Here is an 18,731-nt window from a genome sequence, read left to right on the forward strand (position 1 = left end):
ATCGGCACGGCTTGAAGCTTCTGGGACAGGCCACCGGCCTTGCCGGGTGGTTCGCCACCCGACCGAGGCCATGGGCAATGGACCGGAACCAGCCGCCATGATGGCGGGGACGTTTCGGCTCTATGTTTGGAGACGAAAGTGGACCGGACACAAAAGACAGAGTGGGTCGGCTCGCTGCAGGGAACGCTCGGAGAGGTCGGGCTGGTGGTCGTCACCCATTATTCGGGTCTGACGGTCGCCGAGATGACCGATCTGCGCGGGAAGATGCGTGCGGCTGGCGCCACCTTCAAGGTGACCAAGAATCGTCTCACCAAGCTCGCCCTTGTGGGGACCGAGTTCGAGTCCATCGCCGACCTGTTCGTCGGGCCGACCGCCATCGCCGTTTCGCGCGATCCGGTCGCCGCCGCCAAGGTCGTCGCCGACTACGCCAAGACGAACGACAAGCTCAAGATCCTCGGTGGATCGCTGGGCAAGAATCGTCTGGACGTGGACGGCGTCAAGGCGCTCGCCACGCTGCCGTCGCTCGACGAGCTGCGTGCCAAGCTGCTTGGCATGATTTCGACCCCGGCCACCCGTATCGCCGGCGTTCTTCAGGCGCCCGCAGGCCAGCTGGCCCGCGTCCTGAAGGCCAAGGCGGACAAGGACGCCGCGTGAGATTTTTGAACCAAACCCAAGCTTCAAGCTTTTACTAGGAGTGTTTTAAATGGCTGATCTTGCCAAGCTGGTTGACGACCTGTCCGCCCTGACCGTTCTCGAGGCCGCCGAGCTCTCGAAGCTGCTGGAAGAGAAGTGGGGCGTTTCCGCCGCCGCTCCGGTGGCCGTCGCCGCCGTTGCCGCTGGTGGCGCCGCCGCCCCGGCTGCCGAAGAAAAGACCGAGTTCGACGTGATCCTCGCCGACGCCGGCGAGAAGAAGATCAACGTCATCAAGGAAGTCCGCGCCATCACCGGCCTGGGCCTGAAGGAAGCCAAGGATCTGGTCGAAGCCGCTCCGAAGCCCGTCAAGGAAGGCGTGGCCAAGGACGAAGCCGAGAAGATCAAGAAGGTTCTGGAAGAGGCCGGCGCCAAGGTGCAGGTCAAGTAAGAACGCCTTCTGGTGTTTATCCAGGGGCCGGGATGCGGGTTTGCCGTATCCCGGCCTTCTGGCGCTTTACCGATCACCCCGTAAGGGTGGTCAAAACCTACCCTACGGGGCAGGGCTCCGCAGGGAGCATCCCGGGTGAACCCGGGCAGGACGAGTTTGTTGGGCTAAACCCCACGAAGAGGACGAGGAGCGGCAATGGCTAAATCCTATACGGGTCGCAAGCGTGTGCGCAAAAGCTTCGGGCGGATTCCCACCGTTGCGCCGATGCCGAACCTGATCGAGGTGCAAAAGAGCTCCTACGATCATTTCCTCCAGATGGACACCGCTCCCGAGCAGCGCGCCAATCTCGGCCTGCAGGAAGTGTTCAAGTCCGTCTTCCCGATCAAGGATTTCTCCGAGCGCGGAACCCTGGAGTTCGTGCGCTACGAGCTTGAGACCCCCAAGTACGACGTCGAGGAGTGCCAGCAGCGCGGCATGACCTTCGCGGCGCCCTTGAAGGTGACGCTGCGCCTGGTGGTGTGGGACATCGACGAGGATACGGGGTCTCGCTCCATCCGCGACATCAAGGAGCAGGACGTCTACATGGGCGACATGCCGCTCATGACCTCCAACGGCACCTTCGTCATCAACGGCACCGAGCGCGTCATCGTCTCGCAGATGCACCGCAGCCCGGGCGTGTTCTTCGACCACGACAAGGGCAAGACCCACTCGTCGGGTAAGTATCTGTTCGCCGCCCGCGTCATTCCCTATCGCGGCTCCTGGCTGGACTTCGAGTTCGACGCCAAGGACCTGGTCTATGTGCGCATCGACCGCCGCCGCAAGCTGCCCGTCACCACGCTGCTCTATGCGCTGGACGGCCTGAACACCGCGGCTCTGCGCGCTTCCCGCGCCGCCGAGGGCAAGGGGCTCGAGCAGAGCGAGATCAAGGGCATGACCTCGGAAGAGATCCTGTCCTACTTCTACGGCAAGGTGACCTACGCCCGTGGTCCCAAGGGCTGGAAGACCCCGTTCGACGCCGAGCGTCTGAAGGGCGTCAAGCTCGTCTCCGACCTGATCGACGCCAAGACCGGCGAGAAGGTGGCCGACGCCGGCACCAAGATGACGCCCCGCCTCGGCAAGAAGCTGAAGGAAGCGGGCCTCACCGACATCGTGGTCACGCCCGAGGACATGATCGGCCAGTACGTGGCCGAGGACATCATCAACGAGCAGACCGGCGAGATCTTCACCGAGGCCGGTGACGAGCTGACCGCCAATCTGGTCGCCGAGCTGGAGAAGGCGGGCATCAGCGAGCTGCCGGTGCTGGCCATCGACCACATCAATGTCGGCCCGTACATGCGCAACACGCTGGCCATCGACAAGAACTCTTCGCGTGAAGAGGCTCTGATCGACATCTATCGCGTGATGCGTCCCGGCGAGCCCCCGACGCTGGAAACCGCCGAAGCCCTGTTCCAGGGCCTGTTCTTCGATTCCGAGCGCTACGACCTGTCGGCCGTGGGCCGCGTCAAGATGAACTCGCGCCTCAACACGCCTGAGGTGTCGGACACCGTGCGCGTGCTCAGGAAGGAAGACATCCTGGGCGTCATCAAGGTGCTGGTGGAACTCAAGGACGGCAAGGGCGAGATCGACGACATCGATCACCTGGGCAACCGTCGCGTCCGCTCGGTGGGCGAGCTGATGGAGAACCAGTACCGCGTCGGCCTGCTGCGCATGGAGCGCGCCATCCGCGAGCGCATGTCCTCGGTGGACATCGACTCGGTGATGCCGCACGACCTGATCAACGCCAAGCCGGCCGCGGCCGCGGTGCGTGAGTTCTTCGGCTCCTCGCAGCTGTCGCAGTTCATGGACCAGACCAACCCGCTGTCGGAAATCACCCACAAGCGCCGTCTCTCGGCGCTTGGCCCGGGCGGTCTGACCCGCGAGCGCGCCGGGTTCGAGGTGCGCGACGTGCACCCGACCCATTACGGCCGCATCTGCCCGATCGAGACGCCGGAAGGCCCGAACATCGGTCTGATCAACAGCCTCGCCACCTATGCCCGCGTCAACCAGTACGGCTTCATCGAGGCCCCCTACCGCAAGGTGATCGACGGCAAGGTGACCAACGACGTGGTCTACCTGTCGGCCATGGAAGAGGGCCGCTACACCGTCGCCCAGGCCAATTCGGTGCTGAACCCCGACGGCTCCTTCGCCGAGGATCTGGTGTCGTGCCGCCAGGCGGGCGAGTTCGTGATGGTGCCGCCCTCCGAGATCACCATGATCGACGTGTCGCCGAAGCAGCTGGTTTCGGTGGCCGCCGCGCTGATCCCGTTCCTGGAGAACGACGACGCCAACCGCGCCCTGATGGGGTCGAACATGCAGCGTCAGGCCGTTCCGCTGATCCGCGCCGAGGCGCCCCTGGTGGGCACCGGCATGGAGCAGGCGGTGGCCCGTGACTCGGGCGCGGCCATCACCGCCAAGCGCACCGGCATCGTCGACCAGGTGGACGCCACCCGCGTGGTGATCCGCGCCACCGAGGAAACCCAGGCCTCGGCCTCGGGCGTCGACATCTACAACCTGCTGAAGTTCCAGCGCTCCAACCAGAACACCTGCATCACCCAGCGTCCGCTGGTGAAGGTGGGCGATCTGATCAAGAAGGGCGACATCATCGCCGACGGCCCCTCGACCCAGCTGGGCGAGCTGGCGCTGGGCCGCAACGTGCTGGTCGCGTTCATGCCCTGGAACGGCTACAACTTCGAAGACTCCATCCTGATCTCCGAGCGCATCGTCCGCGACGACGTGTTCACCTCGATCCACATCGAGGAATTCGAGGTCATGGCCCGCGACACCAAGCTGGGCCAGGAGGAAATCACCCGCGACATTCCCAACGTGGGCGAAGAGGCTCTGAAGAACCTGGACGAGGCCGGCATCGTTTACATCGGTGCCGAGGTCAAGCCGGGCGACATCCTGGTGGGCAAGGTGACGCCGAAGGGCGAGAGCCCCATGACCCCGGAAGAGAAGCTGTTGCGCGCCATCTTCGGCGAGAAGGCCTCCGACGTGCGCGACACGTCGCTTCGCCTGCCGCCGGGCGTGTCGGGCACCATCGTCGAGGTCCGCGTCTTCTCGCGGCGCGGCGTGGAGAAGGACGAGCGCGCGCTCGCCATCGAGCGGGCCGAAATCGAGCGTCTGGCCAAGGACCGCGACGACGAGCGTCACATCCTGGAGCGGTCGTTCTTCGCCCGTCTCAAGGCTCTGCTGCTCGGCAAGAAGGTGGTCTCGGGCCCCAAGGGCATCAAGGCCGGCACCGTTCTGGCCGATGCCAACATGGACGAGCTGCATCCCAGCACCTGGCGCAACATCGCCGTGGACGACGATGCGGTGATGGCCGATTGCGAGGCGCTGAAGCGGGCCTTCGACCAGCAGGTCGATAAGCTGCAGGAGCGTTTCGAGAACAAGGTCGAGAAGCTGCAGCGCGGCGACGAACTGCCGCCCGGCGTGATGAAGATGGTCAAGGTGTTCGTGGCGGTGAAGCGCAAGCTGCAGCCGGGCGACAAGATGGCCGGCCGTCACGGCAACAAGGGCGTCATCTCGCGCATCGTGCCGCTGGAAGACATGCCGTACCTGGAAGACGGCCAGCAGGTGGACATCGTGCTGAACCCGCTGGGCGTGCCGTCGCGCATGAACGTCGGTCAGATCCTCGAGACGCACCTGGGCTGGGCCTGCGCGGGCCTGGGCCAGCAGATCGGCGGCATGCTCGACAAGTACAAGCGCAACGCCGCGACCATCATTGATCTTAAGGCCAAGTTGAAGGACGTCTACGGCGACGCCATCTACGAGGACGAGATCGCCGGTCTGGGTGACGCCGAGATCACCGAGTTGGCTCACAACCTGACCCCGGGCGTGCCGATCGCCACCCCGGTGTTCGATGGTGCCCGCGAAAGCGACATCGTCGACATGCTGACCAAGGCGGGCCGGTCCTCCTCCGGCCAGGTGACCCTGGTCGACGGCCGCACCGGCGAGCCGTTCGACCGCAAGGTGACGGTGGGCTACATCTACATGCTGAAGCTGCACCACCTGGTGGACGACAAGATCCACGCCCGCTCCATCGGCCCGTACTCGCTGGTCACCCAGCAGCCGCTGGGCGGCAAGGCCCAGTTCGGTGGTCAGCGCTTCGGTGAAATGGAAGTGTGGGCGCTGGAAGCTTACGGCGCCGCCTACACGCTGCAGGAAATGCTGACGGTCAAGTCGGACGACGTTTCCGGCCGCACCAAGGTCTACGAGGCCATCGTGCGCGGCGACGACACCTTCGAGGCCGGTATCCCCGAGTCGTTCAACGTGCTGGTCAAGGAGCTCCGCTCTCTCGGCCTGAACGTCGAACTGACCCAGCGGAACTACTAAAGCATCTAGGACCCGGCGCGCGGGGGGAGACGTTCCCCCCGCCGCACCAAAAGGTCACACGGGAGTTCATCGATGAACGAACTTATGAAGATCTTCGGCCAGGTCAGCGGCACCCAGTCGTTCGACCAGATCCGCATCTCCATCGCCTCGCCGGAGCGCATCCGCTCCTGGTCGTACGGTGAGATCAAGAAGCCGGAGACCATCAACTACCGCACCTTCAAGCCCGAGCGCGACGGTCTGTTCTGCGCCCGCATCTTCGGGCCGATCAAGGACTACGAGTGCCTGTGCGGCAAGTACAAGCGCATGAAGTATCGCGGCATCATCTGCGAGAAGTGCGGCGTCGAAGTCACCCTGGCCAAGGTCCGGCGCGAGCGCATGGGCCATATCGAGCTGGCCTCTCCCGTGGCGCACATCTGGTTCCTGAAGTCGCTGCCCAGCCGTATCGGTCTGCTGTGCGACATGACGCTGAAGGATCTCGAGCGCATTCTCTATTTCGAGAACTACGTGGTGGTCGAGCCCGGCCTCACGCCCTTGAAGATCCGCGAGCTGCTGACCGAAGAGCAGTACATGCGCGCCGTTGACGAGTACGGCGAGGACGCCTTCACCGCCAAGATCGGCGCCGAGGCCATCCGCGACATGCTCTCCGTCATCGACCTGGATGCCGAGAAGGCCCAGCTGAAGGTGGACCTCAAGGAGACTACCTCCGAGGCCAAGCGCAAGAAGCTGGTCAAGCGCATGAAGCTGGTCGAGGCCTTCCTCGAATCCGGTTCGCGTCCCGAATGGATGATCCTGGAAGTGATTCCGGTGATTCCGCCGGAGCTGCGTCCCCTGGTTCCCCTGGACGGCGGCCGTTTCGCCACCTCGGACCTCAACGACCTCTACCGTCGCGTCATCAACCGCAACAACCGCCTGAAGCGCCTGATCGAGCTGCGCGCGCCCGAGATCATCGTGCGCAACGAGAAGCGCATGCTGCAGGAGGCGGTGGACGCCCTGTTCGACAACGGCCGCCGCGGCCGCGCCATCACGGGGGCCAACAAGCGCCCGCTGAAGTCGCTGTCCGACATGCTGAAGGGCAAGCAGGGCCGCTTCCGTCAGAACCTGCTGGGCAAGCGCGTCGATTATTCCGGCCGTTCGGTCATCGTGGTGGGGCCTGAGCTCAAGCTGCACCAGTGCGGCCTGCCGAAGAAGATGGCGCTGGAGCTGTTCAAGCCCTTCGTCTATTCCAAGCTCGAACTCTACGGCATGGCCACCACCATCAAGGCCGCCAAGCGCATGGTGGAAAAGGAGCGTCCCGAGGTGTGGGACATCCTGGAAGAGGTCATCCGCGAGCATCCCGTGATGCTGAACCGCGCGCCGACGCTGCACCGCCTGGGCATCCAGGCCTTCGAGCCCGTGCTGATCGAGGGTAAGGCCATCCAGCTGCACCCGCTGGTCTGCACCGCCTTCAACGCCGACTTCGACGGCGACCAGATGGCCGTGCACGTTCCGCTGAGCCTCGAGGCCCAGCTGGAAGCCCGCGTGCTGATGATGTCCACCAACAACATCCTGTCGCCCGCCAACGGCAAGCCGATCATCGTGCCGTCGCAGGATATCGTGCTGGGCATCTACTACATCACCATGGAACGGGACGAGATGCCCGGCCAGGTGCTGAAGATCCGGTCCATGGACGAGCTGAAGGGCGCCATCGCCAACAACTCGGTCCTGTTCTATTGCCCGACCGATCCCAACGCCAAGATCGACACCAACGACCTGGACGGCCTGCTGGACCGTCTGGCCAGCCGCGACGTCACGGCCCACCGCCGTGTCAACGTGTCGTCCCGGGACGCGCTGGAAGCCGGCCTGAAGGGCGGCCATCTGCGCCTGTTCAACGTGGAGAAGCCCGGCGTCACCCTGACCTTTGCCGACGTGGGCGACGCCGAGAAGGCCATCAAGGACGGCAAGGCCATCCTGTTCAAGGTGCCGGTGTTCGTGAACATGGCCGAGATCGAGGAAGCGCTGACCGAAAAGACGGTCACGCTTCACACCAAGATCCGCGCCCGTTTCGATACCGTGGATTCCGAAGGCAACCCGGTGACCCAGATCGTGGACACCACGCCGGGCCGCATGATGCTGTCGGTGATCCTGCCCAAGAACAAGAACGTGCCCTTCTCCCTGATCAACCGCCTGTTGACCAAGAAGGAAATCCAGAACGTCATCGACGTGGTCTACCGCCATTGCGGTCAGAAAGAGACGGTGATCTTCGCCGACCGCGTCATGGGGCTCGGCTATTCCAACGCCTTCAAGGCGGGCATCTCGTTCGGCAAGGACGATCTGGTCATTCCGCCGGAGAAGGAAACCCTGGTCGGCGAGACCGAAGAGAAGGCCAAGGAATACGAGCAGCAGTACCAGGACGGCCTGATCACCCAGGGCGAGAAGTACAACAAGGTGGTCGACGCCTGGTCCAAGTGCACCGACGACGTCGCCGACGCCATGATGAAGCAGATCTCGTCGCTGAAGCCCGGCAAGCCCATCAACTCCATCTACATGATGGCGCATTCCGGCGCCCGTGGTTCCGCCGCCCAGATGAAGCAGCTGGCCGGCATGCGCGGCCTGATGGCCAAGCCCTCGGGCGAGATCATCGAGACGCCCATCATCTCGAACTTCAAGGAAGGCCTCACCGTGCTGGAGTACTTCAACTCCACCCACGGCGCCCGTAAGGGGCTGGCCGATACCGCGCTGAAGACCGCCAACTCGGGTTACCTGACCCGTCGTCTGGTGGACGTGGCCCAGGACGCGATCATCTGCGAAGAGGATTGCGGCACCACCAACGGCCTGACCGTGTCGCCGGTGATCGAGGGCGGCGAGGTCATCGCCTCGCTGGCCGAGCGCATCCTCGGCCGCTCGGCGGCGCGTGACATCGTCAACCCGCTGAACGGCGAGGTCATCGTGCCGGCCGGCGCCATGATCCAGGAGACCGAGGTCGAACTGATCGACGCCGCCGGGATCGAGACCGTGGTGATCCGCTCGGTGCTGACCTGCGACTCGGAAGAGGGCGTGTGCGGCACCTGCTACGGCCGCGATCTGGCGCGGGGCACCCGCGTCAATGTCGGCGAGGCCGTGGGCGTCATCGCCGCCCAGTCCATCGGCGAGCCCGGCACCCAGCTGACCATGCGTACCTTCCACATCGGCGGCGCGGCCCAGCGCGGTGCGGAGCAGTCGTCCATCGAGGCGACCTTCGACGGCACCGTCCAGGTCATCAACCGCAACGTGGTGGTCAACTCGTCGGGCGCTCATATCGTCATGAGCCGCAATTGCGAAGTGGCCCTGCTCGACATCAACAACCGCGAGCGTGCCCGTCACCGCGTCCCCTACGGCGCCAAGCTGCTGGTGGACGAGGCGCAGAAGGTCACCAAGGGCACCAAGCTGGCCGAGTGGGACCCCTACACCCTGCCGATCATCACCGAGCGCGCGGGTGTGGCCCACTACGTCGACCTGACCGAAGGCCTGTCCATGCGCGAGGTGGTCGACGAGGCCACCGGCATCGCCAGCAAGGTGGTGGTCGACTGGAAGCAGCAGCCCAGGGGCGCCGAGCTGCGTCCTCGCGTCACGCTGCGTGACGAGAAGGGCGAGGAGCTGTTGCTGGCCAACGGCCTGGAAGCCCGCTACTTCATGAGCGTGGACGCCATCCTGTCGGTGGAGAACGGCACCAAGGTCAACGCCGGCGACGTGCTGGCGCGCATTCCGCGTGAATCGTCCAAGACCCGCGACATCACCGGCGGTCTGCCGCGTGTGGCGGAGCTGTTCGAAGCGCGTAAGCCCAAGGACCACGCCATCATCTCCGATTGCGACGGCCGCGTGGAATTCGGCAAGGACTACAAGTCCAAGCGCCGTATCCTGGTGGTCCCGGAAGAGGGCGACGCCATCGAGTACCTGATCCCCAAGGGCAAGCACATCTCGGTGCAGGAAGGCGATTACGTCCGTCGCGGCGACCCGCTGATGGACGGCAACCCGGTGCCGCACGACATCCTGAAGGTCCTGGGCGTGGAAGCCCTGGCCCAGTATCTCATCAACGAGATTCAGGAGGTCTATCGTCTGCAGGGCGTGAAGATCAACGACAAGCACATCGAGGTGATCGTCCGCCAGATGCTGCAGAAGGTCGAGATCACCGACCCCGGCGACACCACCCTTCTGGTGGGCGAGCAGGTGGACCGCGTCGAGTTCGACATCGAGAACTCGAAGGCCATCCGCGAGCAGGGCCGTCCGGCCTCGGGCACTCCGGTGCTGCAGGGCATCACCAAGGCAAGCTTGCAGACCCACTCCTTCATCTCGGCGGCCTCCTTCCAGGAGACCACCCGCGTGCTCACCGAAGCGGCCGTGTCCGGCAAGGTGGACAGCCTGCAGGGCCTGAAGGAGAACGTCATCGTCGGCCGTCTGATCCCCGCCGGTACCGGCGCGGTGATGAACCGCCTGCGCGCCATTGCCGCCAAGCGCGACAAGGACATGCAGGTGGACGGCGAGGGCGAGGTTCCGGCCATCCCGCCGGCCGCCGAGGGTTCCGCTCCCGAGGCTCCGCCCGCCGAGTAATCGGCCCGCCGGTTCGTGAAAGACAGCATCCCCGCTTCCCCACCAGGAGGCGGGGATGACTTTTTTAAACGAATCGAAATAGGGTGAAGACCTTAAGCCATCGAGGCGCTATCATTTTCCCTTAAATCCCGGGGCGCCAATCCTGGGTGGAGCATCAAGGGAGAAGCCATGAGCTCGCGGTGGGTCTGGACGGTGGCGATTCTGGTCGCCATGGGCGGCGCGTTGCCGGCCCGTGCCGCCTGCGTGGCGCGTCCCTCCTCGACTGCCGAACTGGCTCAATGCTCCACCGCCGCCGCCGCCGGCGATGTTGCCGCCGCCCGTCTGCTGGGCGAGGTGATGGGCGACCCCACCCAACGTCATTTCGATCCCGCCGCCGCCCTGTCCTGGTGGGAGCAGGCCGCCGCCGGCGGCGACGGGCTGGCGCTGCGACGGTTGTTCGACGCCCATTGGTATGGGCGGGGCACGCCCAGGGACCATGCCAAGGCCCGCGCCTATCTGGCCCGGGCGGTGGCCACCGGCGCCCCCTGGGCACGCCTGGTCCGTGCCGTGCTGGCCGAGACGGAGGAGCCCGGTGTGGCGGCCGAGCTCTATAATGGTCTGGCGGCGGAGGGCAATTGTCTGGCCCAACTGCGTCTCGCCCATGGCCATGATCGCGGCGGCTGGGTGGAAAAGAACCGCTCCCAGGCCCTCTATTGGGCCACCGTCGCCGGGCTGGCCGGGCGTTCCGAGCCGCGGCCCGACGATCATCCGCTGTTCGAAAGCCGCTTCCATTACCGCGACTGCTCGACCGAGGCCTATTTTCTGCGCGGCGATCTGGCCCGCAATCTGGCCGTGGATCTGCGCGCCCGGGTCGAGGAAACCGCCGCCGCCTGGAAGCCGGGGAAGGTCCCCGAACGTCAGGGACCGGTGGATGCTCCCGCCGCGATCGGGGTCAGTCCGGCCGGGCTGGGGGCGGCGGCCGCGTCCCGCATTCCCGACTGGCGTCCGCTGCCCGGCACCCTGCAACGCCCGGCCGGACGCTCGCGCCTGGGGGCCGAGGAGGTCTTCGCCACGGTGGGGCGCTCGGTCTACGTGGTGGTGGCCGCCCGCACCGAAGAGGAATTGAAGGCGCGCAAGGGCCGCTTCGGCTCGGCGGTGGCCATGGACGAACGCACCGTGGTGACCAATTGCCATGTCATCGACGAGATGGCCGTGATCTTGCTGCGGCAGGGCAACCAGACCCTGCGGGCCACGCCGTCGGGGGGCGACCCCGCCACCGACCGCTGCCAGATGACCGTGTCGCCGGGACGGCTGTCCGCCGCGCCGGGCATCCGGGCCTGGGACGATTTGCGGGTGGGCGAGACCGTCTATTCCATCGGTTCGCCCAAGGGGCTGGAGGCGACCCTGGGCCAGGGCCTGATCTCGGGATTGCGGCAGATCAAGGCGACCCGCTACGTCCAGACCACGGCGCCCATCTCGCAGGGCTCGTCGGGGGGCGGTTTGTTCGACGCGTCGGGCAATCTGGTGGGCATCACCACCTTCCACATCCGCGACGCCGACGGTTTGAACTTCGCCATCGCGGCGGAGGATTTCTTCCGTTGACCCGCCTGTTTTTCATTATTCGTCAGGCCCGGCCATGACGAGGAAAGAAGGCGATTTCGCCTAAGCCAGGCAGATTCTAAACGTCTCCGCCCGCCTTGATGGATTCGACGATGTCGCGCAGCGACACCGTCTGCGGCCGGCTGCCTGTGGGGGCGGGGGGGATGGCGGCGGGGAAGAACGGGCTGTCGGGCTGCAGCGCGCTGGCGAAGTCAGAGGGCGACACGGTGCGCACACTGGCCTGGGTGACCGGCGCCACCGCCTGCACCACCTGGGTGAGAGCGGCTTCGGTGGGCGTGGAGGGGGGCGGGGATTCGGGCCGTGCCACGGGACGCAGCGCCGCCAGTTGCGGATTGCCCGGATCGATGGCGGGTTCGTGGGCGGCATCGGCATCGTCGCCCAGCGCGGTCTTGAAGCGGGCCTGCACACTTTTATAAAGACCGGCCACGGTGCGGGCCTTGTTGAACACTTCCGGATTGGCGCGGGCGGCGTCGGGCAGCAGGTGGCGGGCCGAATGCCTGGGATTGTCCTCCATGCCCTCGATCACCCGGGCGGCGCCGGCTGCCCCCAGGAAATGGGCGAGGTAGAGGTCCGAGGCGGTGGCCTCGCGCCCCAGGCGCTTTTCCAGCGTCTTGGCGTTGTCCTTGGCGAACTCGGCGGCCATCAGCGACGACAGCTTGGGGTCCTTGCGCAGGTCGAGGATGGCCTTCTTCATGGCCTTGTCCTGCACGTCCAGGCGCCCGTCGGCGCCCTTGACGATGGATTGGGCGGCGTCTTCAAGCCCGTGCTTGGCGCCGTGGCGCTTGACCATGTCCAGCCAGGTGCCGGCGGTGAACTGGAACAGCCCCGAGGCCGAGGATTTGGTGTTGCGGGCATGGGGGTCTAGGCCGCTTTCCTGGGTGGCCTGGGCCAGCAGGTAGCCGAAGGACACGCCGGTGCTGTCGGCGGCCTCCCTGATGCCCGACACCACGCGCCCCGGGCGATTGGGCGTCTCGATGGAGATGGAGCCGGTAATGTCGGCGTTCGGGGTCTGCATGGCGAACCTCGGAAGGCGGAACCATCCTCACCATAGCATGGAAAGGTTACCAAGATTCGACTCGCCGCGATTGAATCTCACTCGCCTCTGAGGCGTCGTGGCCTGGCCGGGAATTGAGCCGACTCTTTCGCTTGACGGGGGGCAGGCGGATAAATAGGATGCGCGCTTCTCGGGGGACCGGCATCCGTCCGCCTGGACGGTTTTCGTTGTCCCGAGGCTTGCGAAACACTGATGACAACGCCGAACAGGTCGGCGACCGAACCGCAAGAAAACCCCGGCGGGAAACCGCCGGCGGGTTTTTTTCTGGTTTTCGTCAAGGGACCTGTGTGAAGGGAAAGTGACTGAATGCCCACGATCAATCAATTGATCCGTAAGCCGCGCCAGCCCGTGGCGGCGCGCAACAAGGTCCCCGCCATGGAGGCCTGCCCGCAGAAGCGCGGCGTTTGCACTCGCGTGTACACGACCACTCCGAAGAAGCCGAACTCGGCGCTTCGTAAGGTCGCCCGCGTGCGCCTGACCAACGGTTTCGAGGTTACCTCGTACATCCCGGGCGAAGGTCACAACCTTCAGGAACACTCGGTGGTGATGATCCGCGGCGGTCGTGTGAAGGACTTGCCGGGTGTCCGCTACCACATCATCCGCGGCACGCTCGATACCCAGGGCGTCAAGGATCGCCGTCAGCGTCGTTCGAAGTACGGCGCGAAGCGTCCGAAGTAAGGAGTTCATCAGATGTCTCGTCGTCACGCCGCTGAAAAGCGCGAAATCACCCCCGATGCCAAGTTTGGTGACTATGTGGTCGCCAAGTTCATGAACTGCCTGATGCTGGACGGCAAGAAGTCCGCCGCCGAGGCCATCGTCTATGGCGCCCTGGACAAGATCCAGTCCAAGACCGGCCAGGACCCGCTGAAGGTGTTCCACGAGGCTCTCGACAACGTGAAGCCCGCCCTGGAAGTGCGCTCGCGCCGCGTCGGCGGTGCCACCTACCAGGTGCCCGTCGAGGTGCGGTCCGATCGCCGTCAGGCCCTGGCCATCCGCTGGCTGATCGATTACTCGCGCAAGCGTTCCGAGACCACCATGATCGACCGCCTGTCCGGTGAGCTGCTCGACGCCGCCAACAACCGTGGCGCCGCCGTCAAGAAGCGCGAAGACACCCACCGTATGGCGGAGGCCAACAAGGCCTTCTCCCATTACCGCTGGTAACCGGAGAACGAGACCATCATGGCCCGTACAACGCCCCTCGAGCGGTATCGCAACATCGGCATCATGGCCCACATCGATGCCGGCAAGACCACCACGACCGAGCGCATCCTCTACTACACCGGCAAGTCCTATAAGATCGGCGAAGTGCACGAAGGCACCGCCACCATGGACTGGATGGAGCAGGAGCAGGAGCGCGGCATCACCATCACCTCGGCCGCGACCACCGCGTTCTGGCGTGATCACCGCGTCAACATCATCGACACCCCCGGCCACGTGGACTTCACCATCGAGGTGGAGCGTTCGCTCCGCGTGCTCGACGGCGCCGTGACCGTGTTCGACTCGGTGGCGGGCGTCGAGCCCCAGTCCGAGACCGTGTGGCGTCAGGCCGACAAGTACGGCGTGCCGCGCATCTGCTTCGTCAACAAGATGGACCGCATCGGCGCCAACTTCTATCGCTGCGTCGATATGATCGTTGACCGCCTGGGCGCCCGTCCGCTGGTCATGCACCTGCCCATCGGCGAAGAGAGCAACTACGTCGGCATCGTCGATCTGCTGCGCAACACCGCGGTGATCTGGAAGGACGAAAGCCTGGGCGCCGAGTTCTCCGACCAGCCGATCCCCGCCGACCTCGTCGAGAAGGCCGCCGAATACCGCGCCCAGCTCATCGAGACCGCCGTGGAAATGGACGACGCGGCCATGGAGCAGTACCTGGGCGGCGAAGAGCCCTCCCTGGACGTGCTGAAGGCCTGTATCCGCAAGGGCACCATCTCGCGCACCTTCGTGCCGGTGCTGTGCGGCTCGGCGTTCAAGAACAAGGGCGTGCAGCCCCTGCTCGACGCCGTCATCGACTATCTGCCGGCCCCGGTCGACATTCCCGCCATCAAGGGCGTGAAGTACGGCACCGAGGACGAGATCGCCAAGCACTCCACCGACGACGAGCCCTTCGCCGGTCTGGCCTTCAAGATCATGAACGACCCCTTCGTGGGCTCGCTGACCTTCGTGCGCGTCTATTCGGGCGTGGTCGAGGCCGGCTCCTACGTGCAGAACACGGTCAAGGACAAGCGCGAGCGCGTCGGCCGCATGCTGCTGATGCACGCCAACTCGCGTGAAGAGGTCAAGGAAGCCCGCGCCGGCGACATCGTCGCCTTCGCCGGCCTCAAGGACACCACCACCGGTGACACCCTGTGCGACCCGACCCCCAGCTCGCTGGTGGTTCTCGAGCGCATGGAATTCCCCGAGCCCGTCATCGAAGTCGCCGTGGAGCCCAAGTCCAAGGCCGACCAGGAGAAGATGGGCGTTGCCCTGGCCCGCCTGGCCGCCGAGGATCCCTCGTTCCGCGTGACCTCGGACGCCGAATCCGGCCAGACCGTGATCAAGGGCATGGGCGAACTGCACCTGGAAATCATCGTCGACCGCATGAAGCGCGAGTTCAAGGTGGAAGCCAACGTGGGCGCCCCGCAGGTGGCCTACCGCGAGACCATCTCGAAGGCCTACGAGGTCGACTACACCCACAAGAAGCAGACCGGTGGCTCGGGGCAGTTCGCCCGCGTCAAGATCAAGTTCGAGCCCGCCGAAAAGGGCGCCGGCTTCGTCTTCGAGAACAAGGTCATCGGCGGCTCGGTGCCCAAGGAATACGTCCCCGGCGTGGACAAGGGCATCCGCTCGGCCATGGATAACGGCGTCATCGCCGGCTTCCCCATGATCGACTTCAAGGCCACCCTGGTGGACGGCGCCTACCACGACGTTGACTCGTCGGTTCTCGCCTTCGAAATCGCCTCGCGCGCCGCCTTCCGTGAGGGCATCGCCAAGGCCGGTCCGAAGCTGCTCGAGCCCATGATGAAGGTCGAGGTCGTCACCCCCGAGGATTACCTGGGCGACGTGATCGGCGACCTGAACAGCCGTCGCGGCCAGGTCAACGACATGGACCAGCGCGGCAACGCCCGCGTGATCACCGCCATGGTGCCGCTGGCCAACATGTTCGGCTACGTGAACACCCTGCGTTCCATGTCCCAGGGCCGGGCGCAGTACAGCATGCATTTCGACCACTATTCGGAAGTGCCCCAGAACGTGTCGGACGAGATCCGCGCGAAGCTGGCCGGCTAATTCGACATCTATCGAGGACGGAGTAAGAAACGATGGCTAAGGCTAAATTTGAGCGCACCAAGCCTCACTGCAACATCGGGACCATCGGTCACGTTGACCATGGCAAGACCTCGCTGACCGCGGCGATCACCAAGATCCTGGCCGAGACCGGCGGCGCCACCTTCACCGCCTACGACCAGATCGACAAGGCGCCGGAAGAGAAGGCCCGTGGCATCACCATCTCGACCGCCCACGTCGAGTACGAGACCACCAACCGCCACTACGCCCACGTGGACTGCCCCGGCCACGCCGACTATGTGAAGAACATGATCACCGGCGCGGCGCAGATGGACGGCGCCATCCTGGTGGTGTCGGCCGCCGACGGCCCCATGCCCCAGACCCGCGAGCACATCCTGCTGGCCCGTCAGGTGGGCGTGCCCGCCCTGGTKGTGTTCAYGAACAAGTGCGACATGGTCGACGATCCCGAGCTGCTGGATCTGGTCGAGCTGGAAGTGCGCGAGCTGCTCTCCTCGTACGACTTCCCCGGCGACGACATTCCGATCGTCAAGGGTTCGGCCCTGTGCGCCCTGGAAGACAAGCAGCCGGAGATCGGCCGCGACGCCATCCTGAAGCTGATGGCCGAGGTCGACGCCTACATCCCGCAGCCGGAGCGTCCCAAGGACAAGCCGTTCCTGATGCCGATCGAAGACGTGTTCTCGATCTCGGGCCGCGGCACCGTGGTGACCGGCCGCGTCGAGCGTGGCGTTGTGAAGGTGGGCGAGGAAGTCGAGATCGTCGGCATCAAGGCGACCGTCAAGACCACCTGCACCGGCGTGGAAATGTTCCGCAAGCTGCTCGATCAGGGTGAGGCCGGCGACAACATCGGCGCCCTGCTGCGCGGCACCAAGCGCGAGGACGTGGAGCGCGGCCAGGTTCTGGCGGCTCCGGGCTCCATCACGCCGCACACCAAGTTCGAGGCCGAGGCCTACGTTCTGACCAAGGAAGAGGGCGGCCGTCACACTCCGTTCTTCACCAACTATCGTCCGCAGTTCTACTTCCGCACCACCGACGTCACCGGCGTCGTTGARCTGCCGGAAGGCACCGAGATGGTGATGCCGGGCGACAACGTGAAGATGCACGTGACCCTGATCGCCCCCATCGCCATGGACCAGGGCCTGCGCTTCGCCATCCGCGAAGGCGGCCGTACCGTCGGCGCCGGCGTGGTCGCCAAGATCGTCGAGTAGTCCTCGGATTTCTCGCGTAAGCCTGCGGCCCCGGAGGGAAACCTCCGGGGCCGTTTGCGTTTTTGATGCGACGGTGGGCAGGAAAGTACTTCTCTTTGGCATACATACTTATGGTATGGTTCGCTCCCAGCGAAACTCATCTGCCATCAGCCTTGGATAACCACTATGTCCGGCATCCGGATCTTTCCCTGGGACGATAATTTCAATACGGGCCAGACTAAGATCGATGAGCAGCACCGCCATCTGGTGGATTTGCTCAACATCGTTGCCGGCCATATCGTCTTCCATACGGGTGACGCGGAATTCTCCAAGGTCATGGATGAGCTGGCCGATTACACCGTCTACCATTTCAGGGTAGAGGAGGCGATCTGGCACCGCGCTTTCGGGGGAACCGACCTGGAGCGCCGCCATCAGGCAGAGCACCAATCCTTCGTCACGGCCATCGCGGTCTTCCGTGATCGCGCCGCCTCGGGAGCTCCGGGGCTGCTGGAGGAGTTGCTATCCTTTCTCACCCGCTGGCTGGCCTCCCACATCCTGGAGCATGACCGCCACGAGGCCATGGTCGCCGACGGGTGTAGGCAGGGTATGAGCATGGAGGACGCCCTGGCCCATGCCGAGAGGGGCATGAGTGGCTCGACGCGCGTGCTGATCGACATCATCCTGTCGGTCTATGCCACCCTGTCTTCCAACGCCATCGAACTGATGCGCGAGGTGGCCGCCCGCAAGCGGGCCAATCAGGAACTGCTCCATTTCACCGACGTGCTGGCCCATCATCTTCAGGAGCCGGTCCGTCAGCAGTTGCTGTACTGCTCCATGCTGAAGAAGGAGTGCGAGGACGTCGCACTGCCGCCCGAGGCGTCGGATGCGCTGGAAAGCGTCGTCACTGGCGGCGGGCGTTTGCGCACTCTTCTGCACGACATGCAAATCTACCTGTCCCTGTCCAGCATGCCGAAACCCTTGGGGCCTTGCGATGTCCTGGCCTCGGTCCGGTCCGTGCTGCGGGAAAGGCACCACGACATCCGCGAGGCCGGGGCCCGCGTCATCCTCGATCCCCTGCCCAGGGTGCTGTCGCACGGTTTCTATCTGCACCAGCTTCTCGCCACGCTGATCGACAACGCGCTTATTCACGGCCAACCCAAGGGGCCTCTCGAAATCCGCATCGGGAGCCGTCCAGGCGGCAGCGGCCAGGCCGTGATCTTCGTCGAAGACAACGGCAAGGGAGTCCCCGCCGACATGCGGGAACGGGTGTTCCGGGTCTTCGAGCGCCTGGACGCGCCCCGTCATGAGAAGGGAACCGGCATCGGTCTGGCCATTGCCCGCAAATCAGCGGAACTGACCAACGGCTCCATCTGGATCGAGACGGTGGAGCAAGGGGGAACCCGGGTCTGCTTCTCCCTGCTCATCGCTCCCCCCGAGGCGGCGAAGCCCCTCGCGTCTTCGACAGAGTCGAAGCATCCTTGCCAGGAGGAAGCCCATGCCTCCTTGGAGAGGGAGTTGTCATAAAGGGGAGGGGGGAGGCAGGCCCATGCCCAGGAAACCCAGGCGACAGACAGAGTCTTCGCCGACACCGGCGGTT

At 65.0% G+C, this 18,731-nt stretch carries 11 protein-coding genes; 10 read left to right on the forward strand and 1 reads right to left on the reverse strand.

Translation table 11 applies throughout. The features are described from left to right. Positions 1–138 precede the first annotated feature (138 nt). From rplJ to WV31_RS18445, 5 genes are all read left to right on the forward strand, one after another. Positions 139–654, forward strand: a complete 516-nt coding sequence (gene rplJ / locus WV31_RS18425; RefSeq protein WP_085374928.1) for a 50S ribosomal protein L10 — start codon at positions 139–141, stop codon at positions 652–654. 49 nt (positions 655–703) lie between these two features. Next, positions 704–1,081, forward strand: a complete 378-nt coding sequence (gene rplL, locus WV31_RS18430) for a 50S ribosomal protein L7/L12 (RefSeq protein ID WP_085374929.1) — start codon at positions 704–706, stop codon at positions 1,079–1,081. Positions 1,082–1,276: 195 nt separating this feature from the next. After that, complete coding sequence (gene rpoB / locus WV31_RS18435; protein WP_085374930.1) at positions 1,277–5,452, forward strand: DNA-directed RNA polymerase subunit beta; 4,176 nt, start codon at positions 1,277–1,279, stop codon at positions 5,450–5,452. Between the two features lie 72 nt (positions 5,453–5,524). After that, positions 5,525–10,015, forward strand: a complete 4,491-nt coding sequence (locus WV31_RS18440) for a DNA-directed RNA polymerase subunit beta' (protein WP_085374931.1) — start codon at positions 5,525–5,527, stop codon at positions 10,013–10,015. A gap of 168 nt (positions 10,016–10,183) precedes the next feature. Next, complete coding sequence (locus tag WV31_RS18445) at positions 10,184–11,596, forward strand: trypsin-like peptidase domain-containing protein (protein WP_237051374.1); 1,413 nt, start codon at positions 10,184–10,186, stop codon at positions 11,594–11,596. A gap of 76 nt (positions 11,597–11,672) precedes the next feature. On the opposite strand, the gene WV31_RS18450 is transcribed toward WV31_RS18445, so the two are convergent. Then, complete coding sequence (locus WV31_RS18450; RefSeq protein WP_085374932.1) at positions 11,673–12,629, reverse strand: transglycosylase SLT domain-containing protein; 957 nt, start codon at positions 12,627–12,629, stop codon at positions 11,673–11,675. Between the two features lie 345 nt (positions 12,630–12,974). Between WV31_RS18450 and rpsL the strand changes: the two genes are divergently transcribed. From rpsL to WV31_RS18475, 5 genes are all read left to right on the forward strand, one after another. Next, on the forward strand, positions 12,975–13,346 hold the full coding sequence (rpsL, locus tag WV31_RS18455) for a 30S ribosomal protein S12 (protein WP_008620996.1): 372 nt from the start codon (positions 12,975–12,977) through the stop codon (positions 13,344–13,346). A 12-nt stretch (positions 13,347–13,358) separates the two neighbouring features. Further along, entirely contained in the window at positions 13,359–13,829 is a 471-nt protein-coding gene (rpsG, locus tag WV31_RS18460; protein WP_085374933.1) for a 30S ribosomal protein S7, read from the forward strand. 18 nt (positions 13,830–13,847) lie between these two features. After that, positions 13,848–15,932 carry an elongation factor G gene (gene fusA / locus WV31_RS18465; protein WP_085374934.1) on the forward strand — a complete coding sequence of 695 codons (2,085 nt, stop codon included), beginning with the start codon at positions 13,848–13,850 and terminating at the stop codon, positions 15,930–15,932. A gap of 32 nt (positions 15,933–15,964) precedes the next feature. Then, positions 15,965–17,155, forward strand: coding sequence for an elongation factor Tu (gene tuf / locus WV31_RS18470; protein ID WP_085374935.1), 1,191 nt, complete (start codon positions 15,965–15,967; stop codon positions 17,153–17,155). A gap of 165 nt (positions 17,156–17,320) precedes the next feature. Then, complete coding sequence (locus tag WV31_RS18475) at positions 17,321–18,658, forward strand: sensor histidine kinase (protein ID WP_085374936.1); 1,338 nt, start codon at positions 17,321–17,323, stop codon at positions 18,656–18,658. The last annotated feature ends 73 nt before the right edge of the window (positions 18,659–18,731 follow it).

Source organism: Magnetospirillum sp. ME-1 (assembly GCF_002105535.1).
Lineage (GTDB): Bacteria > Pseudomonadota > Alphaproteobacteria > Rhodospirillales > Magnetospirillaceae > Phaeospirillum.